This window comes from Variovorax palleresanus, from assembly GCF_051144945.1.
GTDB lineage: Bacteria > Pseudomonadota > Gammaproteobacteria > Burkholderiales > Burkholderiaceae_C > Variovorax > Variovorax paradoxus_S.
Window position 1 is genome coordinate 36,071 of the sequence record NZ_JBJNVP010000002.1, and the last position, 23,049, is coordinate 59,119.

Genomic DNA, 23,049 nt, shown 5'->3' on the forward strand with positions numbered 1-23,049 from the left:
TCAAGCGATGCGCGTGGCCGGCTGCCTAAGCTGGGGGCACATTTCCTCCAATGAGAGAAGACCATGTTCAAGCGCATTCTCGTGGCCACCGACGGCTCCACGCTCTCGAAGAAAGCCGTCACCAGCGCCATCGCCATCGCGGCCCGGAACGAGGCCGACCTGGTGGCGCTCACCGTGGTACCGCGCTACCCGAAGAGCTACTTCGACGGCGCCATGTCCTTCTCGCCCGAGGACATTGCGCGGGTGGAAAAGCAGTGGGCCGACAAGGCGCAGGGCATGCTGGATGCGGTGGAGACGCGCGCGGCCGCGAGCGGCGTGCAGCTGAAGACGGCCATCGCCAACTCGGATCTGGTGGCCGAGTCGATCGTCGCCACGGCAAAGAAGCACAAGTGCGACCTGATCGTGATGGCCTCTCACGGCCGCAAGGGCATCAAGCGGCTGCTGCTGGGCAGCGAGACGCAGCACGTGCTGACGCACTCCACGCTGCCTGTGCTCGTGCTGCGTTAGTCCGCAGCGGGCTCTTCTCGCGTCAGGCGGCCTGCACCGACGCGGCGCCGAGCGCGTCGTTCTGGGCTTCGCTGAGCCAGCGCCGCTTGTCGCGCAGCGGCGGCGCGCCGAACATGCGGCTGTATTCGCGGGCGAACTGCGACGGGCTTTCGTAGCCCACGCTGTGCGCCGCGCTCGCCACGTCCACGCCCGCCATCAGCATCTGCCGGCGCGCCTCCTGCAGCCGGAGTTGCTTCTGGTATTGCAGCGGGCTCATGGCGGTCACGGCCTTGAAGTGATGGTGGAAGGACGACACGCTCATGTGCACCGCGCGCGCCATGTCCTCGATGCGCAGCGACTGCGCATAGTTGACGCGCAGCGCGCTGATGGCCTTGGCCACGCGCTGGGTGTGGCTGTCCTGCAGCGCGATCTGGCGCAGCCGCGCGCCCTCCCCGTTCACCAGCAGGCGGTACATGATCTCGCGCTTGATGAGCGGCGCCATGATCGGCACGTCTTCCGGCGTCTCGGCCAGCCGCAAGAGCCGCAGCACCGGCTCCAGCACCGGCATGGCGATGCGGTTGACGTACATGCCGCGCGATGCGGGCGCGTTGGCCTTCGCGGGCAGCTTCTCGTCGCCGATGAGTTCGCCGATGTCCTCGATCGCAAGCTCCAGCCGCACGCCGAGGTAGGGTTCGTTGTCGCTCGTCAGGCGCACCTGGCCGCACACCGGCAAGTCGACCGAGGTCACCAGGTAGTGCATCGGGTCGTACACATAGATGTCGTCGCCCACGATGATCCGCTTGGAGCCCTGCGCGATCAGCCCGAGCGCCGGGGTTGCGAAGGCATGCTTGGGGCCGTCGGGCTTGCTGATGCAGAACACCTGCAGGCCGGCTACCGGCGTTTCCACGGTGCCGTCCTGGCCGCGCGTGATGCGGTTGATCAGCGCCACCAGTTCCTTCCTGGCTTCGTCGAGTTGCGGGTCCAGCGGCATCGGCTGGGCAAGGGCGGCAGCGATTTCGGGTGTTTCGTCGGACATGTTCAGGACCTTGTCACAGGGTGATTCACGGCGCCGGGGCAGCGTGGAGGATCGGGTGGTTCAAAGCTTAGCGCCGCATCTGCCAATCTGCACGGGCACCAGTGGAGGTCTGGAGAAATAGGCAAAGACTTTGCAGGAACGCGCTGGCCGCCCTGCCACCGCCGGCCGGATACTTTTGCCAGGCCCTCCGGGGAATCTCCGAATCTCCATCACCCAGCAAAGGAATGCGCGATGCAATACCGCAAATTCGGCCGCACCGGCCTGTTCGTTTCCGAGCTCTGCCTCGGCACCATGACCTTCGGCGGCGCGAGCGGCATCTGGGGACACATCGGCAACCTCCAGCAGTCCGAGGCGGAAAGCCTGGTGGGCCGCGCGCTGGACGCCGGCATCAACTTCATCGACACCGCCGACGTGTACTCCGAAGGCCTTTCGGAAACCATCACCGGCCAGGCGCTGAAGAACCTCAAGGTGCCGCGCGAGAACGTGGTGATCGCCACCAAGGTGCTGGGCGAAACCGGCAAGAGCCCCAATTCGGCCGGCGCCTCGCGCTATCACATCATGGACGGCGTGAAGGCCAGCCTGAAGCGCCTGCAGCTGGACCACATCGACCTGTATCAGATCCACGGCTTCGACCCGGTGACGCCCATCGAGGAAACCGTGCGCGCGCTGGACAACCTGGTGCGGCAGGGCCATGTGCGCTATGTGGGCGTTTCGAACTGGGCCGCCTGGCAGATCATGAAGGCGTTGGGCATCGCCGAGCGGCAAGGGCTCGCGCGCTTCGAATCGCTGCAGGCCTACTACACCATCGCGGGCCGTGACCTGGAACGCGAACTGGCGCCCATGCTGCAGAGCGAGAACGTCGGGCTGATGGTCTGGAGCCCGTTGGCGGGCGGCCTCCTGAGCGGCAAATATGGACGGAACTCTGAAGCCGAGAAAGGCAGCCGCCGCACCACCTTCGACTTTCCGCCCGTGAACGTCGAGCGCGCCTACGACTGCATCGACGTGATGCGCCAGCTGGCCGAGGCGCGCAAGGTCTCGGTGGCGCAGATCGCGCTCGCATGGCTGCTGCACCAGCAGGTGGTGACCAGCGTGATCGTCGGCGCCAAGCGCGTCGAGCAGCTGGACGACAACATCGCCGCCACGGCCATCCGGCTCGATGCCGACGCGCTGGCCGCACTCGACAAGGTGAGCGCGCTACCGTCCGAGTACCCGGGCTGGATGCTCGAACGCCAGGGCGGCGCGCGGGCCAAGCGCCTCGCCGAATCAGGCCAGCGCGGCTGACCGGCGGCGCGCGGCGTGGGCCGCGGTGGCGCGCAATGCGCGCAGATCGAGGTGCCGCGCCGCAGTTGCCGCAGAGGGCTCGGCAAGGTGCGGCACCACGCCGAGCAAGGGCGCACCGAGCCGGCCGCGCAGCGTCTGGAGGTTGGCCTCGGGTGCCCGCATCCGCGGCTCGATGACGCTCGCGATCCACCCCGCCAGCACGAGGCCGCGCGCCCGGATGGCTTCCGCCGTGAGCAGCGCGTGGTTCAGGCAGCCGAGCCGCAGTCCGACCACCAGGATCACCGGCAGGCCCAGCGCCACGGCCAGGTCGGCGCTGTCGATGTCGTCGCCGAACGGCACGCAGAACCCGCCCACGCCTTCGACGACCACCGCATCGGCCTGCTCCGACAACGCCGCGAAGGCCGACAGCAGCGGCGGCAACTCGATGCGCACGCCCTCCTCCCGCGCCGCCAGGTGCGGCGACATCGGCGCGCGCAGCAGGTACGGGCAGCGCAGGGAAAGTGGCGCATCGACATTGCCGGCCGCGCGCAACTGCTCGACGTCTTCGTTGCACCACACACCGTTGACTTGCTCCAGGCCCGCGGCCACGGGCTTCATGCCGACCGACCGCAGGCCCGAGGCGGCCAACAGGCTCAGCATCGCGCTGCTGGCCAGCGTCTTGCCCACACCCGTGTCGGTGCCCGTGACGAACCAGCGGCGGTGCGTCATGCGTACTTCCTGGGCGCTTCGAACGCCTCGCCCAAGGCGTCCAGCAGCCGCGCCACGTCGGCCTCGCTGTGGCTGGCCGACAGCGTGATCCGCAGCCGCGCGGTGCCGGCGGGCACGGTCGGCGGGCGGATCGCACCGACGCGCAGGCCGCGGGCATCGAGCTCAGCCATCGCCTGCATCGCGCGCGCGTTGTCACCGACGATCAGCGGCTGGATCGCGGTGGGCGAATCCGGCAGCCACGCGCTGCCGTCCCGCGGCAGGATCGCCTCGAGGCCCCGGCGCAGTTGCCCGATGCGCGCCTTCAGACGGGCGCGCCGCAGCTTGCCCTCCTCGCCTTCGATCAGCGTGAGGCTCGCAAGCAGCGCGTGCGCGATGGCCGGCGGCGCGGCGGTGGTGAAGATGTAGGGCCGCGCCCGCTGCACCAGGTAGTCGATGACGGTGCGGTGCGCCGCCACGAAGGCGCCCGACACCCCGGCCGCCTTGCCGAGCGTGCCGATGAGCACCAGCCGCTCTGAGCAGAGGCCCATGGCCTGCAGCACGCCCCGGCCCGTGGCGCCCAGCACGCCGAAGCCGTGCGCGTCGTCCAGCACGAGCCAGGCGTCATGCCGCTCCGCCAGCGCAAGCAGTTCGGCCACCGGCGCGATGTTGCCGTCCATGCTGAAGACCGCATCGCTCACGATCAGCTTGACCGGCGCGTCGCAGGCGCCGAGCTGCGCATCGAGCGCGGCCACGTCGCAGTGCGGATAGCGCTCGACCCGCGCCTTGGCCAGCCGCGCACCGTCGATCAGCGACGCATGGTTGAGCGACTCGGAAAAGATCACCGCCTCGGCGCCGCCCAGCGCCGACAGCACCGCGAGGTTGGCCATGTAGCCGGTGCAGAAGAACAGGCTCCGCGCCTCCGGGATGTGCGGCGCCATCCAGTCGGCCAGGCGCTCCTCGAGCTCGGCGTGCGCGCGCGAGTGGCCGAGGATCAGGTGCGACCCGCCGCTGCCCGTGCCATAGCGCGCCGCGCCTTCGGCCATTGCGGCGGCCAGCGCCGGATGCGCGGCCAGGCCGAGATAGTCGTTGCTGCTGAAGCCGAGCATGGTGCGCGGCGCGGGCGCGCCGGCCAGCGTCAGGGACTGCTCGGGTGCACAGGCCGTTTCGGCGATCTGCCGGCGGCGGCGCAGCGACTTCGCGTCGAGCGCCGTGATCTCGTCCTGCAGGCGTTCAAGCAAGCGCGGCATCGCGGCCTCCTTCTGCGTGGTCTTCGTGGTCTGCGTGGATGGGGGCGGCCACCGCTTGCAGCGTGGCGAGCGTGCCATCGACCAGCAGGTCGATCTCGTCGTCGCCGATCGCATAGGGCGGCATGAGGTAGACCGTCGCACCGATCGGGCGCATCAGCAGCCCGTTGGCGCGTGCGGCCATGTGAAAGCGCTCAGCAAATCGCACACCGGGCTCGCGCACGTCGAAGGCCGTGATCATTCCGCACTGGCGCAGGTGATCGACGGGCATGCCCTGGTGGAGCCCTTCGCGCAGCCGGCCGATCAACCGCTCGGCACGCGCGAGGTTCCGCCGCAGCGCGTCTTCGCGCTCGAACAGGTCGAGCGTCGCGAGCGCCGCGCGGCAGGCCAGCGCGTTGCCGGTGTAGGAATGGGAATGCAGGAAGCTGCGCGCCACGTCGTCGTCGACGAATCCGTCGTAGATCGCATCGCGCGTCATCACCAGCGCAAGCGGCAGGTAGCCGCCGCTGATGCCCTTGGAGAGGCAAAGAAAGTCGGACCAGATGCCGGCCTGCTCGCACGCGAAGAAAGTGCCGGTGCGCCCGCAGCCCACCGCGATCTCATCGGCGATGAGGTGCACCTCGTAGCGATCGCACAGCGCGCGCACGAGGCGCAGGTATTCCGGGTCGTGCATCGCCATGCCGGTGGCGCATTGCACCAGCGGCTCGATGATCACGGCAGCGATGGAGGCGTGCCGCTCGGCCAGCAGCGCTTCGAGTTCGGCGGCGGCGCGCTGCGCCACGGCGGCTGCGTGCTCGCCCGGCCGTGCGGCCCGTGCGTCGGGCGAGGCAACGAGGTGGGCATTCGCGAGCAGTGGCGCATAGGCGTCGCGGAACACCGGCACGTCGGTCACATGCAGCGCGCCCAGCGTTTCGCCGTGGTAGCCGCGCCGCACGGCGACAAAGCTTTGCTTGCCGCTGCGGCCCGCATTGCGCCACGCATGAAAGCTCATCTTCAATGCAATCTCCACCGCCGAGGCGCCATCGGAGGCATAGAAGCAATGACCCAGCGCATGGCCGGTCAACGCGGCGAGCCGCTCGGCCAGCTCGACGGCCGGCGCATGCGTGCAGCCGGCGAGCATCACATGCGAGAGCGTGTCGATCTGGTCCTTCAGCGCCGCATTGATGGCCGGATGCGCGTGGCCGAAGAGATTGACCCACCACGAACTGGTCGCGTCCAGATAGCGGCGACCGTCGTGGTCGAACAGCCAGACGCCCTCGCCCCGCGCGATGGGCAGCGGAGGCACCGCTTCGAGCCGGATGCTCTGCGTGCACGGATGCCAGACATGGCGCCGGCTGCGCTGCTGCCAGCTGGCGTTTTTCGACGGTGCGGATGTCGAGGGAGAAGCAATCGTTGGCGGCATTCGCGCATTCTTTTGGGGGCAAGGCGCGGGATCGTATCGGCGCAAATCCGGCACGGCAAACCGCTGGCTCACGCGTGAAAAGCACCGTACTTGAACGACGTTGGCCGGCGTAGGCAGAACGTTCAGATCAACCCCGCGCAACTGGACGGTTTCGCGCGCGAGGGCGGGTTGATGAGGGGCATGCAAGTTGTCTTGCAGACGATAAAGATAGCGGCGGAATATCGAGTTCTCACACGCCAAGGGGTGGCAATTCTTGTTATCGGACACGCGGATGGCAGATCTCGAATATTGGCGAATCTTTGGCCTCACGCGACGTCCGAGCCTTGCACGGCGCGAGGCCAGGACGACGCGTGCCGTGGGTCTATTCCCACACCCGCGGCGCCGCACTGCGCCGACAAATGAATGTCCATCCATTCCTTCGAAGGAGCACTTATGTCCAAGACGAACCCCAACACGCCCGACGAGCGCGGTTCGTTGCCTCCCCAGCACAACAAGGCCGGCAACCAAAGCCCGACCCCCCGCAACGAGCCACGCCGGACCACCGAGAGCCGTCACGACCGCGATGACCATCTCGGCAGCAGCAACCAGAACCAAGCCCGGCGCGGTGGTGCCAAAGGTGCCTCCAATCACTGAGCCCGGAGGCGCCTGAACGCCCGGCACACCGTTGCGACACCGTGTCACATCGCAACGAAGCCACAGCCGCGCTGAACGCCTTGAGCGTGGCCACCGACGCCTGCCGGGAGTGCCCGCTGGGCGCGCGTGCCACGCAGTCGGTGTTTGGCGAGGGACCGGTCGACGCGGTGCTGATGGTGGTGGGCGAGCAGCCGGGCGACAAGGAAGACCTGGTGGGCCGCCCTTTCGTCGGCCCCGCGGGCAAGCTGTTCGACCGCGCCGTGGCCGAGCTCGGCTGGTCACGCGAGAAGCTCTACGTGACCAATGCGGTGAAGCACTTCAAATACGAACTGCGCGGCAAGCGCCGCATCCACAAGACACCGGGCCAGCGCGAGGCCGAAGCCTGCCACCACTGGCTTGAAAGCGAGATGGAACTCGTGCAGCCGCGCGCCTGCATCGCGCTGGGCGCCACGGCCGCCCGCTCCCTGCTCGGCCGGCCTGTCGCGGTGATGAAGGAGCGCGGCCAGTGGATCGAAGATGCGGCGACCGGCCGCCGCGTGCTGGTCACGCTGCATCCCTCCGCCCTGCTGCGCGGCGACCCGGCGCAACGGGAGGCCGCCTGGGAGGCCTGGCTCAAGGACCTGTCCGTGGCGTCGAGCCTGATGAAGAAGGCTGGGGGTAAACAGCCCGCGGCAAAGCAGCGTGCACCGCGTTCCGCCGCAGGTCACGCGCGCCGGCGGGTGCGCATGGTGATGGAGTAGCGCAACGCCTCTGTGGGCGCGATGCTGTGCTGCCATGCCCACCGCGCTTCGCCGCGCAGCATGTAGATGGAACGCGGCTCGATCAGCAATTGAAGACTGGCAGGTGCGCTGGCGCTGGCCGGCGGGTACGGCCGCAGCTGCATCACGGCGCTGCTGCGCAGCGAAACACCGACGATGTCTTCGAAGTCGGGCACGTCGCGGTGCCAGCCGAGCGGCGTGCCGGGCCTGTATTCGGACAACAGCACGTGCGTGAAATCTTCGGGCGCCATGTCCATCCACGCGGCCACCCGTTCGCGCAGCGGATGAAGCGCCTCGGGCAGTGGCGCGCCGGGCCGCAGCCGGTGGTTGTCGAAGTCGTAGCTGCCGCCAAAGCTGATGCCGCGGCGGCGCGCGGTGTATTCCTTGTAGCGCATTTCGCGGAGCTGAAAGCCCTGGACGATGCGCAGCAGTTCGTGTTCCTCGGTGCGCGAGAGAAATTCGCGCTCGTACCGCAGCCCTTCGATGGCGGCCGTGGGCGCCTCGCCGAACAGGTCGGGCTCGTCGGCAAACCGGACGTAGCTAGCGGACCGCATCGACGTCTTCTCCTTGCTTGGGCGCGCGCATGGGGCCGCCCAGGCGCAGCTCCCACCACGGCGGCAGCAACTCGCGGATCTCGGCGCGCGCAAAGCGGTCGTCCAGCAGGTGCAGCACGCCCTGGTCCTGCTCGGTGCGGATCACGCGGCCGGCCGCCTGCACCACCTTTTGCAGGCCCGGATAAAGATAGGTGTATTCGTAGCCCTTGCCGAATCGCGCCTGCATGCGCTCGCGCGTGATCTCGTTCAGCGCGTTGTGCTGCGGCAGGCCCAGGCTCGCGACGAAGGCGCCGATCAGGCGGCTGCCGGGCAGGTCGATGCCCTCGCCGAATGCGCCGCCGAGCACGGCAAAGCCGATGCCGCGGCCGCCCTCTTCGAAGCGCGCCAGAAATTCGTGGCGCTCGGCTTCGGCCATGCCGCGCGTCTGCGTCCACACCGGCACGCCGGGGTGCCTGGCCAGGAAGGCCGCGCAGGCTTTCTCCAGGTAATCGAAGCTGCTGAAGAACGCGAGGTAGTTGCCCGGCAGGCGCTCGAACTGGGCGCCGATGATCTCGGCCACGCTGCGAAGCGATCCCGCACGGTCGCGGAACCGGGTCGATACGTTCATGGCCACCTCGACGCGCAATTGCCGGCCCTGGAATGGCGAGGCCACGTCGAGCAGCATCGTTTCCGGCGGGAGGCCGAGCGCATCGCGATAGAACCCGAAGGGCGACAAGGTGCCCGAAAAGCAGGTGACCGATGCAGCCTCGGCAAAGCGTGGTTCCAGAAACGGCGCGGGCACGAGGTTGCGGATGGCGAGGCTGCGCTGCTGCGGGCCGTCGGCAGGGCCCAGCGTGCGCTCGAATACCGAATGGTCGTCGAAGGAATCGGCCAGCCGGGCAAACTGCAGCGCGTCGAAGAAGAAGCGCTGCAGCGGCCCCTGCGCCGCGTCCGGCGTGGCCGCAAAGTACTCGCCCATGGCCGTGTTGGCCGCCTGCAGGGTGCGCGCGAAGCGTTCGGGTATCTCGTCGGCGGTGTCGTAGGCCTCGGTTTGCGATTGCTGCACCGTGTCCCATTCGCGGTACAGCCGGCCCAGTGCGCCGCGCACCGATGCGGGCGCCACGCGGTGGGCTTCTTCGAGTGCCAGGCCGTCGAGCTGGGCGGTGTACATGCCGCGGGCGCGTTCCAGCAGGTTGTGCGCCTCGTCGACCAGCACCGCCGCGCGCCAGCCATCGTCCTTCATGGTGGCGTAGAGAAAGGCGCTGCCGTCGAAGTAGTAGTTGTAGTCGCCCACGATCACGTCGGACCAGTGCGCCATTTCCTGCGCGAGGAAATACGGGCACACCGTGTGCGCGAGCGCAATTTGCCGCAGCGCCTGCCGGTCGAGCCGGGCGGCTCGTGCGGCCTCTTCGCGTGCGGCGGGCAGGCGGTCGTAGAAGCCCTTGGCCAGCGGACACGAGTCGCCGTTGCAGGCCCGGTCGGGGTATTCGCAAACCTTCTCGCGCGCGGTGAGCTCGAGCACGCGCACCTGCGCGCACCCTTCCCCCAGCACGCGCAAGGCGTCGAGCGCCACCGCCCGGCCCGAGGTCTTGGCGGTGAGAAAGAAAATCTTGTCGATCTTCCGCGCGGCGCGCGCCTTCAGCAGCGGAAAGATGGTGGCCAGCGTCTTGCCGATGCCGGTGGGCGCCTGCGTCATCAGGCAGCGTCCGTTGACCGCGGCGCGGTACACGGCCTCGGCCAGTTCGCGCTGGCCGGCGCGGAATTTGCCATGCGGAAAATCCAGACGGCCCAGCGCATCGTCGAGCACGGCATGGTGTGCGGCTTCGCTCTGCGCCCAGACGCTGTAGCGTGCGCACAAGAGTTCAAAGTGCGCCTGCAGCGCAGCCCGGGTGTGCTGCTCTTCCAGCACGGTTTCCTCGCCGGAGCCTAGGTCGAGGTACACCAGCGCGACAGTGATGTGCGCGTAGCCGTGCATCTCGCACAGCATCCAGCCGTAGGTGCGGGCCTGGGCCCAGTGCAGCGCACGGTGGTTGCCGCGGATGGCATCGAAGTCGCCGCGAAAGGTCTTGATTTCTTCGACGCGCGGCTCGCGCGGGTCGTGCCCGTCGGCCCGGCCGCGTACTTTGAGCGGGCCGCAATGGGAGACGAGGGCCACTTCGCTCTGGTAGGCCTCGCCGCGCCGTCCCTGCACCAGCGCGTGGCCGGCCATGCCCTCGAGCGCGCTGGGCGCGGGCACGAAGCGCAGGTCGAGGTCGCCCGCCTTCGCGCCGAAGGCGCACAGCGCCTTGACGGACACTGTGCGGGCATCGGGCGACTCTGCCTGCGGCGTTGTGGAAAGATCCGTGGTCACTGCAATGCTGTATGAAACAACAGTATAGCGACCCGCTCCGGCCTGTGCCGCAGAATCGTTGTCGGGGCCTTCTCCGACACGAAGGTCCTCGGCTTTCGGCAAAACTTCAAAAGTTTTGCTTACAAATCCTCTGTGAATGAAAACCCCCACTGCGATCGACCCCGATGATTTCGAACGTCTGCTGAGCCGCAACCTGAAGTGGCCTCTGCTGGGCGGGCTGATCGGCGCGCTGGTGTTCGTGGGGTTGATCGTGTTCCTGCTGTCGGCCATCAGCCGCGTCGAGCAAACCGACCGCGTGGTGCGCAACGCGAGCGAACTGCAGCGCCGCACCATCGACATGGAAACCGGCCTGCGCGGCTTCCTCATCACCGGCGAGGAAAGTTTTCTGGAGCCCTACCAGAGCGCATTGCCAAGGATCAAGGGCGACATCGAGGCACTCCAGGGACAGGTTTCGGACAACAGGCAGCAAGGCGAGCGGATCGGACGCATCGCGGCGCTGCAAACGGAATGGAATGAATTCGCGCGCGAGATGATCACCGCGCGCCGCGACGGCGGCGACTACCAGGCGCTGGTGCGGCAGGGCCGGGGCAAGCGGCTGAGCGACGACATGCGCGCCGAGTTCACGGCCTTCATGGACACCCAGCAAGGCCTGCGCTTCCAGCGCAACGAGGAGGCCAACCGCACCAGCTGGCTGGTGGTGGGCGTGTTCCTGCTTTTCACGCTGGCGTTCACCGGCATGGTGGCCTACTTCGGCCGGCGGCAGCTCATGCGGCTTTCGGACAGCTACGACGCGGTGCTGCGGGAGCAGGCCGCGCACGCCGCGCGGCTGGCGCAGCAAGCCTGGCTGCGCAGCGCGCAAACCGAGATGGTGGGCGAGCTGGTGGGCGAGCTCAGCGCGAACGACCTGGGCCGCAAGGTGCTCGCGTTCTTTTCGCGGCGCCTGGGCAGCGCGGTGGGCGCGCTGTACGTGCGCGAGCGGCATGGCACGCTGCGCCGCGCCGCGAGCTACGGCTTCTCGATGGAGGCCGAGGCAACGCCGCAGGTCTTCTCGCCCACCCAGAGCCTGGTCGGCCAGGCCGCGGCCGAGAAGCGCCGCATGCTGATCGAACCCATTCAAGCCGACTACCTGAAGGTCAATTCAGGCCTGGGCGAGATGGCGCCCTCGGCCGTGCTGCTGGTGCCGGTGGCCAGCGACGGCATCGTGAACGGCGTGGTCGAACTCGGCCTTCCCGGCGCGCCCGACGGGCGGACCGTTGAACTGCTCGACCTGGTGGCCGACGACATCGGGGCTTCCCTTGCGGCGGCACGCTACCGCGAACAGCTGCAGGACGCGCTAGCGGAAACGCAGCAGCTCAACGAAGAGTTGCAGGTGCAGCAGGAAGAGCTGCGCACCGCCAACGAGGAACTCGAGGAACAGTCGCGCGCGCTGCGCGCCTCGCAAGCCATGCTGGAGAACCAGCAAGCCGAGCTGGAGCAGACCAACAGCCAGCTCTCCGAGCGCACCGAAGCGCTGGACCAGCGCAACGCCGCCCTGCGCCGCGTGCAGCGCGACCTCGAAGACCGCGCCGACGAACTGCAGCGCGCCAGCCGCTACAAGTCGGAATTTCTCGCCAACATGTCGCACGAGCTGCGCACCCCGCTCAACAGCGCGCTCATCCTGGCCAAGCTGCTCGGCGACAACCCGCAGGGCAACCTGAGCGCCGAGCAGGTGAAGTTCGCGGAGTCGATCTACTCGTCGGGCAACGACCTGCTGACGCTGATCAACGACATCCTCGACATCTCGAAGGTCGAGGCGGGCAAGCTCGAAGTGGTGATCGAAGACGTGGCGCCCGGCAAGCTCGCCCAGAGCCTGGAGCGCACCTTCAGCCCGCTGGCCGCCGAGAAGCGCCTGGACTTCAAGCTGACGATGCATCCGGATGTGCCGGCGTCGCTGGTGACCGACCGCCACCGGGTCGAGCAGATCCTGAAGAACCTGCTGTCCAATGCACTCAAGTTCACCGACAGCGGCGAGGTGGCGCTGGTGGTTTCCGCCGCACCCGACGGTGGCGCTGTGTTTGCGGTCTCCGACTCGGGCATCGGCATTGCGCCCGAGCAGCAAGAGCTGATCTTCGAAGCCTTCCGCCAGGCGGATGGCACCACCAGCCGCCGGTATGGCGGCACCGGCCTGGGCCTGTCGATCTCGCGCGATCTGACCCGCCTGCTGGGCGGGACGCTGGCGCTGCAGAGCCAGCCCGGCCAGGGCAGCACCTTCACCTTGCAGCTGCCGGCGGTGGCACCGCAGGCGTCCCGGCAAACGCCCGCCGCGACTGCCGCAGCTGCCGCGGCTGCCGCCAAGGCTGCTTCGGCGCGCGGGCCCTCCTCCCCATCTCCCGCTTCGCGTGCCGTTCCAGCGGCGCCGGCGCCGCCGGTGGTGATACCGCCACCCCAGTTTTCCGACGACCGTGCACTGCCGCGCGACCAGGTGCGCCGGGTGCTGGTGATCGAGGACGAGCCGCAGTTCGCGCACATCCTCTACGACCTGGCGCACGAACTCGGCTACCGCTGCCTGGTGGCGCACGGCGCGGCCGACGGCTTCGATCTGGCGCAGCAGCTCCTGCCCGACGCCATCCTGCTGGACATGCGCCTGCCCGACAGCACCGGCCTGGACCTGCTGCAGCGCCTGAAGGATTCGCCCGAGACGCGCCATATCCCGATCCACGTGGTGTCGGCGGCCGACGACGCGCAAGCCGCCGCGCTGCACATGGGCGCCATCGGCTATGCGCAGAAGCCGGCCACCCGCGCCGAGCTGACGCAGGTGTTTGCCCGGCTCGAGGAAAAGCTCACGCAGAAGGTCAAGACCGTGCTGCTGGTCGAGGACGACGCCGTGCAGCGCGAAAGCGTGATCCGGCTCATCGGCGACGAGGACATCGAGATCATCGCCGTGGGCTCGGGCGAAGAAGCGCTCGCCGTGCTGCGCAAGCGCGTGTTCGACTGCATGATCACCGACCTGCACCTGCCCGACATGCAGGGCGGCGAACTGCTCAAGCGCATGGCGGCCGAAGAAATCGTTTCGTTCCCGCCCGTCATCGTCTACACCGGGCGCAACCTCACGCGGGAGGAGGAAGCCGAGCTGCAGCGCTACTCGCGCTCGATCATCATCAAGGGCGCGCGCTCGCCGGAGCGCCTGCTCGACGAGGTGACGCTGTTCCTGCACAAGGTGGAGGCCGAGCTCTCCAGCGAGCGCCAGGGCATGCTCAAGGCCGCGCGCGGACGCGACCGCATCTTCGAGGGCCGCACCATCCTTCTGGTGGACGACGACGTGCGCAACATCTTTGCGCTGACGAGCGCGCTGGAGCAGCGCGGCGCGGTGGTCGAGATCGGCCGCAACGGCCGCGAGGCGCTCGAAAAGCTCGCGCAGGTGCCCGAGATCGATCTGGTTTTGATGGACGTCATGATGCCGGAGATGGACGGCCTGGAGGCCACGCGCCGGCTGCGCGCCGACCGGCGCTTCGAGAAGCTGCCCGTGATCGCCGTAACCGCCAAGGCCATGAAGGACGACCGCGAGCAATGCCTGGCCGCGGGTGCCAGCGACTACCTGGCCAAGCCCGTGGATTTGGAGCGCCTGTTCTCGCTTCTGCGCGTGTGGATGCCCAAAATGGAGAGGCTGTGAACCGCACCGCCGCGCCCTCGCCCCTGCCCTCTCCGCTGAGCAACACGGAGATCGAGCTGCGGCTGCTGATGGAGGCGATCTACCTCAAGTACAGCTACGACTTCCGCGACTACACCGTTGCCTCGCAGAAGCGCCGCGTGCTGCACGCGCTGGCGCAGCTCGGGCTCCCCAGCATTTCGGCGCTGCAGGAAAAAGTGCTGCGCGACCCGGGGCTCTTCGGCCGGCTGCTGCAATACCTGACGATTCCGGTGAGCGAGATGTTTCGCGATCCCGCCTACTTTCTGGCGCTGCGCCAGCACGTGGTGCCCATCCTGCACACCTACCCCTCGGTGAAGGTGTGGGTGGCGGGCTGCAGCACCGGCGAAGAGGTGTTTTCGCTCGCGATTCTGCTGCGCGAAGAAGGACTGCTTTCGCGCACGCAGATCTACGCGACCGACATCAATCCCGCTTCGCTCGAGAAGGCGCGCCAGGGCATCTTTCCCATCGAGTCGATCCGGGGCTACACGGCCAACTACCAGCGCGCCGGCGGGCGTAGTTCATTCTCCGACTACTACACGGCCGCCTACGAGGCCGCGCGTTTCGACCCCTCGCTGTGCGCTGGCGTCATCTTTGCCGACCACAGCCTGGCCACCGACAGCGTGTTTGCCGAGACGCAATTCGTTTCGTGCCGCAACGTGCTCATCTATTTCAACCGCGAGCTGCAGGACCGCGCGCTGGGCCTGTTTCACGAGTCGCTGTGCCATCGCGGCTTTCTGGGCCTGGGCGCCAAGGAGAGCATCGATTTCTCCAGCTATTCGGAACGTTTCGATGCGCATGCGAAGCCGGAGCGCATCTACCGCAAGGCCACATGAAACCGAACGCCATGCAATCTCCGCCCAGGCGCATCGAGGCCGTGGTGCTCGGCGCCTCCGCCGGCGGCATCGAGGCGCTCTTGCGGTTGCTGCACGACCTTCCCCTGCCATGGAGTCTTCCGCTGGTGGTGGTCCTGCACCTGCCTGAAGGGCATGAGAGCCACCTGGCCGAGATCTTCGCCGAGCGCATGCGGGTTCCGGTGCACGAGGCCACGGACAAGATGCCGCTCGCGCCCGGCCACATGTATTTCGCGCCACCCGGCTACCATCTGTCGATCGAGCGCAACCGGCGCTTTTCGCTCAGCTGCGAGCCGCCGGTACGCTTTTCGCGGCCTTCGATCGACGTATTGATGGCCTCCGCAGCCGACGCCTACGGGCCGGCATTGGCCGGCTTTCTGCTGACCGGCGCGAACGACGACGGCGCTGAAGGCCTGCAGCGCATTCATCTGGCCGGTGGCACCACCGCCGTCCAGGACCCCAACGAAGCCCAGATTTCCACCATGCCCGAAGCGGCCATTGCCCTCCATTCCCCCGATCACGTGCTTCCCTTGCGCGAGCTTCGCGCCCTGCTCTTGCAACTGGAGTCCGCCCATGTCCATTGACGTCGAAAGCAAGCTGCTGATCGTCGATGACCTGCCCGAGAACCTTCTTGCGCTCGAGGCGCTGATTCGCGGGCCGGGTCGCACGGTGTACCGTGCGACCTCGGCCGAAGAGGCCCTGGCGCTGCTGCTCGACCACGAATTCGCGCTCGCCATTCTCGACGTGCAGATGCCCGGCATGAACGGCTTCGAGCTGGCCGAGTTGATGCGCGGCACCGAGCGCACGCGGCACATCCCGATCATCTTCGTGAGCGCGGCGGGCCGCGAGCTCAACTATGCCTTCCGGGGCTATGAGAGCGGTGCGGTCGACTTCCTGCACAAGCCGCTCGACCCGCATGCGGTCACGAGCAAGGTCACCGTGTTCGTCGACCTGCACCGCCACCGCAAGGCGCTTGGCCAGGAGATGGAAAAACTCGCGGCCGCCCACTACAAGCAGGAAGAACTGGTGGAGCAGCTGCGGCAAACGCAGCGCAAGCTCGAACACGCTGTGCGCATGCGCGACGATTTCATGTCCATGGTTTCGCACGAGCTGCGCACGCCGCTCAATACCCTCTATCTCGAAACGCAGCTGCGGCAAATGCACCTGTCGAAGGGCAAGCTGGAGCCCTTCGCGCCGGAGCGCCTGCCCGCGATGATCGAGCGCGACCAGCGGCAGATCCGCAACATGGTGCGGCTGATCGACGACATGCTCGACGTCACGCGCATGCGGCGGGATGCGCTCTCGATCCAGCCACAGCCGGTCGACCTTGCCGCTCTGGCGCGGACTGTGGTCGAAGGGCTGCGGCAGCAGGCCGAGGCCGCGGGCTCCATGATTGCGCTCGAGGCGCCGGGCGAACTGCGGGGCGTGTGGGACGAGTTCCGCATCGAACAGGTGTTGACCAACCTGCTGACCAATGCGCTGCGCTACGGCCGCGGCAAGCCGGTGGAGATGATGGTGAGCGAGGCCGGCGGCATCGCGCACATCACCGTGCGCGACCAGGGCATCGGCATTGCGCCCGAAGACCAGGAACGCATCTTCGAGCAGTTCGAACGCACCGACGACAGCCGCAAGCACGCCTCCGGCCTGGGCCTCGGGCTCTTTATCACGCGCAAGATCGTGGGCTTGCACCACGGGCGCATCGAGGTGCAAAGCACGCCGGGCCAGGGTGCGCTGTTCCGGGTCGAGCTGCCGCTTCAGGCGGAGGCAAAGACTGCAACACAGGCGCGGGCGTAGGCGCCCTCCTACTGCATATGGGGCGACGGACCGGGATACTCGAAGGTTCCTTCTCTCCTGATCAAGGCGTGCCCCAGTGAATGTGCTGATCGTCGACGACAACGTAGCCGCGGCAGACCTGCTGCAGGAGCTTTTGACACTGCAGGACCACACCGCCCGCTGCGCCTACACGGCGCAACAGGCCCTGGATGCTGCTGCGGCGGAGCACTTCGATGCGGCGCTCATCGATCTCACGCTGCCCGACTTTCCGGGCACCGAGGTGGCGCGGCGGTTGCGCTCGGCCACGGGGGAAGGCAGCCCGAAGCTGCTTGTCGCCATCTCGGGATTCTCGGTGGAAGACGCTGCCGGCGCGGGCGCGCGCGAGCTGTTCGACCACCATCTGCAGAAGCCGATCGACATCGCCGAACTGACCGCGATCCTTTCTTCAGCGCCGCAGTGAGCACCGGCGGCGCCTAGCGCGCGATCTCGCGGCGCGAGAGCAGTACCTCGGCACCGGCGGTATTGAAGGCGATGGTCGGCGCGGTGAAATCGCTCAGCGGCGCGCCCAGGCCGATCTCGCCGCTGCCATGAAGGACGCATTCCTCGCGCCGCAGCGCGATTTCATTGCTGGGGCCGCCGTTGCCATGAAACCGGACCCAGGTGCCGTAGGTGCTGAGATCGGTCAGGACGCAGCTGCCCTGCCGCAGTTCGATGCGCGCATGCAGCCGCGAAACACGCGGATCGTTGACCACGAACTGCGCGTCGTTCACCCGACCCAGATGGATCGGGAGCTCTTCCGTACGGAACATGGAACGCACGTCGAGCCATGCCAGCTCGATCTGCCCGAAGGACGAATCGGGCAGCCGAGGCGGCGTCAGCGCGGCCGGCACCGTCAGGAACGACGTCAGCTCCTCCTGCCAGTCGATACGGTGGACGGCCGACATTTCGCTGCGCCCGCGGATGGTGATGAGGCCCAGGTCGCGATGCCGCACCACCGCCTCGCTCAACTGCGCGATGACGGCGTCGGTCGCCCAGATCTGGCCAGGCCCGGCCAGGTCGCTCAGGCGCGACGCAAGGTTGACCGCATCGCCGAAGCAGTCGCCCTCGACCTCGAGAACTTCGCCGCTTGCAACGCCGATCTGCAGCGCCATGCGCAGCGGCACCGGCCATGCCATGAGGCGCTTCTGGTGGTAGCGCTGCAGTTCGATCACCGCATGCGTGGCCGCGGCGGCATTCGAAAAGATTGCGAATATCCCGTCACCCAGCGACTTCACGACCCTGCCGCCGTGGGCCTGGCAGATGCTTCCGATCCACTGGGTAAGGCGCGTCACCGTTTCCGTGGCCCGGGCATTTCCCATGGCTTCAAAAACCCTGGAACTCCCGGTCAGGTCTGCGAAAACAATTGTGGAATTGACACCCATGCTTTGAAGGAACTCGATGGTGGCGTAGCGGCTCGTGGTTAGGTATTAGAAGCCACGGAATGAAAGGCGCAACGGGTTCTCCCGCGAACCCCTTGCGCCATGGCGGCCACACGCCAGCAAATGGTTATTTCCTATCACTTTTGTATTCGGTTAACCACATCCGCCCGAAGTGAAGCGTAAAGTGTGTTGTTTACAAACAAGAAACAGTGTTCCAGATCTTGTGAATTGCCGAACTGAGGCTTAAGGTAGCAACCGTTCTGGTTTCCGGCAATACGCTTTTGGTGCTCATGTCGTCCCTTCGTCGCTTTCTCCGCCTTTTGGGAATTCCCGGCCTGGGGTCTGGCCGCGTGGGAGAACATCAACTTGGCCGCATCCGCACAGCCATGCTGTCGGTGCTGCAGGCGCATGGGGGCCATTCGGTCCAGCGCATCGCCCAGCGCGTGCGGTTTGCAACCGACGTCGAGGCACTCTGGTATTTGCGCCAGGACGTGATGGTGGCGCTGAGCGCCATCGACGGCGAGGCCGCGGCCCGTCGCCAGATGAAAGCCATCAACAGCATGTTCAAGGGCGGCCTGCCCCGTTCGATGGGGCCGCGAGCCCACCAGCGCATCACGCACTGAGCCCACCGGGGCCGCGGCAGCTTTCGGCTGCCACTTTTGCATTACCCGTTCTTTTCCTGGTGCCCGCAGTCCGCCTGCTCAATGGGCGTGCGCGTGGCCATGGTCGTGAGCATGATCGTGCTCATGGGCATGCCGATGGCCCCACACCATGAAGACATCGCGGCCTTCGGCAGCCAGTTCGACCTTGGCGCCCACGGGGAGCAGCACCTTGGTCTGGACGTGGCCGAACGGCAGGCCGGTGAGGACCGGCACCTTGAGCGCGGCGCGCAGCCGGTCGACCACCGAATCGAATCCGAAGCCGCGGTCGTAGCCCGGCACCTTGCGCATGCCGGTGAACTGGCCGAACACGATGGCGCGCTGCCGTCCCAGCACGCCGGCCATGCGCAGTTGCTCGAGCATGCGTTCGATGCGGTATGGATGCTCGTTGGTGTCCTCGATGAAGAGCACGCCCTTGTCGACTGCCGGGAAGTAAGGCGTTCCCAGCAGGCTGGTGAGCACGCAAAGGTTGCCTCCCCACAGGGTGGCGTCGTGCACGGGCTTGACCTTGAGCCCGGCATCGCGCACCGGCATGCGCCAGCCGGTGCCTTCGCCCTGCCCGCTCACGAGGTCGTCGAAACAGGCTTCCATGATGTCGTCCGCGCCGCCTTCGGCGCCGAAGTCTTCGCCGACCGCTGGGCCGGCCCAGGTCACGGCCCCGGTCTTGGCGAGCAGCGCGCTCTGCAAGGCGGTGAAGTCGCTGACCCCGACGAATTCGGTTCCGTGCTGGATGGCCTTGGCCACGGCCTTGTAGGGAATGGCGTCCAGGATGCGCGTGAGCCCGTAGCCGCCGCGCGCGATCAGGGCAATGTCGGCACCGCTGGCCGCGGCGCGGCCAATGGCGGCGAGCCGCGTCGCGTCGTCGCCCGCAAAGCGCTGGTATACGGCAAGCGCCGCTTCGTCGATTTCGACTTCATAGCCCAGGGTCTTGAGTCTTGCGACGCCGCGGCGGAAGGCGGCTTTGTCGCGAATCGCGCTGGCGGGGGAATAGATGTAGATGTGTTTCTTGGTCACGGCGCCGAGTATCCCATTGCGCTGCGCACCTGCCCGGCAAGCAACGCCGCCTGCGCGGCGCTCGGCCCCGAGGACGACGCCAAGGGGCCGAGCGCGCGCAGCGCGGCCTGGTAGCCGCGGTCCGGGAACGGCGCCCGCCAGGCGTCGCCAACCTGTTCGCCGCCTTCGGGAGCCAGGAGCATGGCCGCGAAATGGCCCGGCCTTGCGCCCTGCAGCAGCGCGGCGAGCCCGGTGGCCGCGGTGCTGTGCACCAGCACCACGGGCGCCGGTGCGATGCGGTCGAGCCATTCGATCAAGACCTGGCAGTGCCATTCGAGCCGATGCGCCGCTTCGCGCTTGGGCTTGTCGCTCTTGCCGAAGCCGATCAGGTCGGGCACCAGCGTGCGGAGTCCGGGCATACCGGCGAGATGGCGGAAAAAGTAGCCCCATTCGCCGGGGCCGTGCAGGCAGACGCAGCAGGCCGTCTGCCCGTCGCGGGGGGCACCTTCGTCGACATAGTGCAGTCGCCAGCCGTTCAGGGCGGGCAGGTCCTGGACGTAGTGCGGTTCGAAGGCGTAGTCGCCAAGCGCGCCGAAGCGTTCGGCCGGCGTGCGCAGCGCGTCGTCGCGCAAGGGCTCGGCCTGCTCGCGCGCCGTCTCGCGGCGCTGCTGGAAAAATTGCTGCAGCACCGCGCTGCACTCCGCCGCCAGCACGCCGCCCTGCACTTGCGTGCGGTGGTTCAGCCGGGGTTCGGCAAAAAGATCGAGCACCGAACCGGCCGCGCCGGTCTTGGGGTCGGCCGCGCCGAACACCACGCGCGCCAGGCGCGAATGCAGCATGGCGCCCGCGCACATGGCGCAGGGCTCGAGCGTGACGAACAGCTCGCAGCCGTCGAGGCGGTAGTTGCCGAGCGCCGCGGCACCGGCGCGCAGCGCGTTGATTTCGGCGTGGGCACTCGGGTCATGCTGCGCGACGGGCGAGTTGCGGCCTGTTGCGATGACCTGGCCATCCTTGACCAGCACCGCACCCACCGGCACCTCGCCGGCCTCGGCCGCCCGCCCTGCCTCGGCGAGCGCCAGCGCCATCCAGCGCGCGTCGCCGGTGGTCTCGGAAGGCGTCTTCGGCTCAGTTGTCATCCGGCATCTTGCGCGCCTGCGCCGCGGCGTCGAGCGCGTCCTTGACCTGCTTTTGCACCTGCTGGGCCTGCGTGCGCGCGTCGGCAGGCGCCTCGCCTGGCGCGGGCGCGGCGGCACCGGGGACCGGCGGCAATACGGGGGCCGCGGCGGAGGTCAGCTGCTTCTTCGCGACCATCCCCACGATCACGAGCGCCAGCACCAGGCCGAGCAATCCGAACATGCGCATCTCAGCTTCCTTCCGCCACGCTCGCGTCCGCCGTCGTCATGCCGAGGCGCTCCATCCACACCGCCAGTGCCTTCTCGTCGGGTGTGCCGGCGCTGTAGACGGCATGCATGGCGGCATGCGATTCGCGCCGATGCTGGTTGAGCTTGACCTTGCACTGCAATGAACGCACGCGCAGCTCGAAGCCCACGATGCCGGCCAGCATCTTGAGCTGGAATTCCTCGCCCAGGTCGCGCCACTGCTGCGCGTAGCCGGGCTCGTGCTCGCCGATGAGCTTCTTGAGCAGCGCATCCTTGGCCATGGGCTCCTCGATCAGCCGGGCTTCCACGGTGCAATGCACCACCAGGTAATTCCACGTGGGCACGCGCGCGAGATCGGGGTAGACCGATGGCGACAGGTACGAATGCGGGCCGAGAAAAGTGGCGACCGCCTGCGGCCGGTCCTGCAGGTAGCGCCAATGCGGGTTGGGCTTGGCGCAGTGGCCCAGCAGCACCAGCTGGTCGCCCTCCTGCTGCTCCGCGACCAGCGGCAGGTGCGAGACGAACGGCAGGCCTTCGTCGTCGTTCGAGATCAGGCTGGCGAACGGATGTGCGCGCATCAGCTCGAGCGCGATGGCCGGGTCCTTGGCGTTGAACTGCGGGGGCATGTACATGGGTCGGTTTCCTCTTGGCGAGCCACCGATTGTCCCCGAGCCGCCGCTATCTTGTCGGGCGCGGCGCTTCCAGCAGCTTGACCATGGCCGTGTAGCCGCGGGCCTTGGCCAGCTGCAGCGGCGTGTTGCCCTGGCGATCGGTCAGCTTCAGGCTGGCGCCGGCATCGATCAGCGCAGCCAGCGTGCGCTGGTGGCGCGGGCCGCCGTCGCCGAGCACGATGGCTTCGATCACCGCCGTCCAGTGCAGGTTGTTGACGTGGTCGAGCGGCGCGCCGGCCGCGATCAGCCGGCGCACGACCTCGTCGTGGCCCAGGTGCGCGGCAGCGATCAGCGCGGTGCCGTCGTAGCGGCTCGTCACCTGCCCCGCATTGGCCCCGAGCGACAGCAGCAGCGCGAGCGTCGCGGGGTCGTCGGCCACCGACGCGATGGTCACCGCGTCGTAGCGGTCGTCTTCGAGCGCATCGAGGCTCGCGCCCGCCTTGGCCAGGAGCGTCACCGCCTCGCGCTGCCGTGCATGGGTGGCGACGTGCAAGGGCGTGCGGCCCCGCGCATCGCGCGCATCGAGGTTGGCGCCGGACGCGACCAGGCTCTTGAGCTTCGGCAGGTCGCCATGCCAGGCGGCCCGGTGCAGCCCTTCATAGGCCAGCACCTCGGCCGACAGCGGCGGCACCTGGGCCCACGCGCCGGCCGATGCGCCCGCGCCGAGCGCGACCGCCAACACGCCGGACCAGATACCGCGTTTCATCATCATCAGCCCAGCAGGCCCTTGACCTTTTCGAGCGCCGCGTTGGCACACTGGTCGTCCAGGTGGCCGCCGGGCGCACCGCCCACGCCCACGGCGCCGATCACGTCGTTGCCCGACTTCACCGGCACGCCGCCGCCCAGCAACAGGAAGCCCGGCAGGTAGACGAGGTTCGCGGCGCCGGGGTTCTTCTGCGCGCCTTCCATCATGGGCTGGGTCGCGCTCTTGGCCGACGCCGAGGTCCAGGCCTTGCGCTCGCTCGACGCCAGCGTGTGCGGGCCGGCGTTGTCGGCACGCTGCACGGCGCGCACGGTGCCGGCGCGGTCGACCACGGTGGCGGCCACGTTGTAGCCGTTGGCGGCGCAGGCCGCCACGGCCTCGGCCGCGATCTGGTTGGCCAGTGCGAGCGAGATGTTCTTTTCGGTGCGCACGGCGGGCGCCGGCGTCTGGGCTTGGGCAGCCGATGCGGCGAGCAGGACAGCGAGGCCGCCGAGGCGAAGAATGGAACGCATTTTTGATTTCTCC

At 67.9% G+C, this 23,049-nt stretch carries 23 protein-coding genes; 10 read left to right on the forward strand and 13 right to left on the reverse strand.

The annotated features are described in order from the left end of the window. Positions 1 to 63 precede the first annotated feature (63 nt). On the forward strand, positions 64 to 507 hold the full coding sequence (locus ACJ7Z0_RS03925; protein WP_434788797.1) for a universal stress protein: 444 nt from the start codon (positions 64 to 66) through the stop codon (positions 505 to 507). Positions 508 to 529: 22 nt separating this feature from the next. Here ACJ7Z0_RS03925 and ACJ7Z0_RS03930 read toward each other — a convergent pair whose 3' ends face one another. Further along, entirely contained in the window at positions 530 to 1,522 is a 993-nt protein-coding gene (locus ACJ7Z0_RS03930; protein ID WP_434788798.1) for an AraC family transcriptional regulator, read from the reverse strand. 231 nt (positions 1,523 to 1,753) lie between these two features. On the opposite strand from ACJ7Z0_RS03930, the gene ACJ7Z0_RS03935 reads away from it, so the two are divergent. Further along, positions 1,754 to 2,803 carry an aldo/keto reductase gene (locus tag ACJ7Z0_RS03935; RefSeq protein WP_434788799.1) on the forward strand — a complete coding sequence of 350 codons (1,050 nt, stop codon included), beginning with the start codon at positions 1,754 to 1,756 and terminating at the stop codon, positions 2,801 to 2,803. Here ACJ7Z0_RS03935 and bioD read toward each other — a convergent pair. From bioD to bioA, 3 genes are read right to left on the reverse strand one after another with little or no spacing between them, the layout of a single operon-like run. After that, the gene (gene bioD / locus ACJ7Z0_RS03940) at positions 2,786 to 3,511 is read right to left on the reverse strand and encodes a dethiobiotin synthase (protein WP_434788800.1); all 726 of its coding nucleotides are present in this window, start codon (positions 3,509 to 3,511) and stop codon (positions 2,786 to 2,788) included. The two genes, ACJ7Z0_RS03935 and bioD, sit on opposite strands and share 18 nt — an antisense overlap. Beyond that, positions 3,508 to 4,737, reverse strand: a complete 1,230-nt coding sequence (bioF, locus tag ACJ7Z0_RS03945; protein WP_434788801.1) for an 8-amino-7-oxononanoate synthase — start codon at positions 4,735 to 4,737, stop codon at positions 3,508 to 3,510. The genes bioD and bioF overlap by 4 nt, the downstream gene beginning before the upstream one ends. Continuing rightward, positions 4,721 to 6,136: an adenosylmethionine--8-amino-7-oxononanoate transaminase gene (bioA, locus tag ACJ7Z0_RS03950; protein ID WP_434788802.1), complete on the reverse strand. Its 1,416-nt coding sequence runs from the start codon at positions 6,134 to 6,136 to the stop codon at positions 4,721 to 4,723. The genes bioF and bioA overlap by 17 nt, the downstream gene beginning before the upstream one ends. A gap of 432 nt (positions 6,137 to 6,568) precedes the next feature. Between bioA and ACJ7Z0_RS03955 the strand changes: the two genes are divergently transcribed. Continuing rightward, on the forward strand, positions 6,569 to 6,769 hold the full coding sequence (locus ACJ7Z0_RS03955) for a hypothetical protein (protein ID WP_431131486.1): 201 nt from the start codon (positions 6,569 to 6,571) through the stop codon (positions 6,767 to 6,769). 41 nt (positions 6,770 to 6,810) lie between these two features. Continuing rightward, entirely contained in the window at positions 6,811 to 7,509 is a 699-nt protein-coding gene (locus ACJ7Z0_RS03960) for a UdgX family uracil-DNA binding protein (RefSeq protein ID WP_434788803.1), read from the forward strand. Here ACJ7Z0_RS03960 and ACJ7Z0_RS03965 read toward each other — a convergent pair. After that, positions 7,473 to 8,081, reverse strand: coding sequence for an alpha-ketoglutarate-dependent dioxygenase AlkB (locus tag ACJ7Z0_RS03965; RefSeq protein WP_434788804.1), 609 nt, complete (start codon positions 8,079 to 8,081; stop codon positions 7,473 to 7,475). The genes ACJ7Z0_RS03960 and ACJ7Z0_RS03965 overlap by 37 nt on opposite strands. Continuing rightward, positions 8,068 to 10,410: a helicase C-terminal domain-containing protein gene (locus ACJ7Z0_RS03970; RefSeq protein WP_434788805.1), complete on the reverse strand. Its 2,343-nt coding sequence runs from the start codon at positions 10,408 to 10,410 to the stop codon at positions 8,068 to 8,070. The genes ACJ7Z0_RS03965 and ACJ7Z0_RS03970 overlap by 14 nt, the downstream gene beginning before the upstream one ends. A 136-nt stretch (positions 10,411 to 10,546) precedes the next feature. Here ACJ7Z0_RS03970 and ACJ7Z0_RS03975 point away from each other — a divergent pair, with 136 nt between their 5' ends. The 5 genes from ACJ7Z0_RS03975 to ACJ7Z0_RS03995 all read left to right on the forward strand — a co-directional run bounded on the left by ACJ7Z0_RS03975 (position 10,547) and on the right by ACJ7Z0_RS03995 (position 17,161). Then, positions 10,547 to 14,059 carry a response regulator gene (locus tag ACJ7Z0_RS03975; protein ID WP_434788806.1) on the forward strand — a complete coding sequence of 1,171 codons (3,513 nt, stop codon included), beginning with the start codon at positions 10,547 to 10,549 and terminating at the stop codon, positions 14,057 to 14,059. Continuing rightward, the gene (locus tag ACJ7Z0_RS03980; RefSeq protein WP_431131496.1) at positions 14,056 to 14,910 is read left to right on the forward strand and encodes a CheR family methyltransferase; all 855 of its coding nucleotides are present in this window, start codon (positions 14,056 to 14,058) and stop codon (positions 14,908 to 14,910) included. The genes ACJ7Z0_RS03975 and ACJ7Z0_RS03980 overlap by 4 nt, the downstream gene beginning before the upstream one ends. Continuing rightward, a complete protein-coding gene (locus ACJ7Z0_RS03985) occupies positions 14,907 to 15,512 on the forward strand; it encodes a chemotaxis protein CheB (protein ID WP_434788807.1) in 606 nt (201 codons plus the stop codon). Before ACJ7Z0_RS03980 ends, ACJ7Z0_RS03985 begins: the two co-directional genes overlap by 4 nt. Continuing rightward, complete coding sequence (locus ACJ7Z0_RS03990; RefSeq protein ID WP_434788808.1) at positions 15,502 to 16,722, forward strand: hybrid sensor histidine kinase/response regulator; 1,221 nt, start codon at positions 15,502 to 15,504, stop codon at positions 16,720 to 16,722. Before ACJ7Z0_RS03985 ends, ACJ7Z0_RS03990 begins: the two co-directional genes overlap by 11 nt. A gap of 76 nt (positions 16,723 to 16,798) precedes the next feature. After that, entirely contained in the window at positions 16,799 to 17,161 is a 363-nt protein-coding gene (locus ACJ7Z0_RS03995) for a response regulator (protein WP_431131502.1), read from the forward strand. Between the two features lie 13 nt (positions 17,162 to 17,174). On the opposite strand, the gene ACJ7Z0_RS04000 is transcribed toward ACJ7Z0_RS03995, so the two are convergent. Next, positions 17,175 to 18,122 (reverse strand): adenylate/guanylate cyclase domain-containing protein, encoded by a 948-nt coding sequence (locus ACJ7Z0_RS04000; protein ID WP_434788809.1) that lies wholly within the window; start codon positions 18,120 to 18,122, stop codon positions 17,175 to 17,177. Positions 18,123 to 18,469: 347 nt separating this feature from the next. Between ACJ7Z0_RS04000 and ACJ7Z0_RS04005 the strand changes: the two genes are divergently transcribed. Further along, positions 18,470 to 18,742, forward strand: coding sequence for a hypothetical protein (locus ACJ7Z0_RS04005; RefSeq protein ID WP_254787567.1), 273 nt, complete (start codon positions 18,470 to 18,472; stop codon positions 18,740 to 18,742). A 78-nt stretch (positions 18,743 to 18,820) separates the two neighbouring features. Here ACJ7Z0_RS04005 and ACJ7Z0_RS04010 read toward each other — a convergent pair whose 3' ends face one another. The 6 genes from ACJ7Z0_RS04010 to ACJ7Z0_RS04035 are packed head-to-tail and all read right to left on the reverse strand — an operon-like array spanning position 18,821 to position 23,036. Next, positions 18,821 to 19,792, reverse strand: coding sequence for an LD-carboxypeptidase (locus tag ACJ7Z0_RS04010; RefSeq protein ID WP_434788810.1), 972 nt, complete (start codon positions 19,790 to 19,792; stop codon positions 18,821 to 18,823). Continuing rightward, positions 19,789 to 20,907, reverse strand: a complete 1,119-nt coding sequence (gene tadA / locus ACJ7Z0_RS04015; protein WP_434788811.1) for a tRNA adenosine(34) deaminase TadA — start codon at positions 20,905 to 20,907, stop codon at positions 19,789 to 19,791. Before tadA ends, ACJ7Z0_RS04010 begins: the two co-directional genes overlap by 4 nt. Beyond that, positions 20,897 to 21,127 carry a hypothetical protein gene (locus ACJ7Z0_RS04020; RefSeq protein ID WP_431131510.1) on the reverse strand — a complete coding sequence of 77 codons (231 nt, stop codon included), beginning with the start codon at positions 21,125 to 21,127 and terminating at the stop codon, positions 20,897 to 20,899. Before ACJ7Z0_RS04020 ends, tadA begins: the two co-directional genes overlap by 11 nt. 7 nt (positions 21,128 to 21,134) lie before the next feature. Further along, on the reverse strand, positions 21,135 to 21,782 hold the full coding sequence (locus ACJ7Z0_RS04025; protein ID WP_434788812.1) for an FMN-binding negative transcriptional regulator: 648 nt from the start codon (positions 21,780 to 21,782) through the stop codon (positions 21,135 to 21,137). 46 nt (positions 21,783 to 21,828) lie between these two features. Next, positions 21,829 to 22,530, reverse strand: a complete 702-nt coding sequence (locus ACJ7Z0_RS04030; protein WP_434792602.1) for an ankyrin repeat domain-containing protein — start codon at positions 22,528 to 22,530, stop codon at positions 21,829 to 21,831. 2 nt (positions 22,531 to 22,532) lie between these two features. Continuing rightward, entirely contained in the window at positions 22,533 to 23,036 is a 504-nt protein-coding gene (locus ACJ7Z0_RS04035) for a GlcG/HbpS family heme-binding protein (protein WP_434788813.1), read from the reverse strand. Between the last annotated feature and the right edge of the window lie 13 nt (positions 23,037 to 23,049).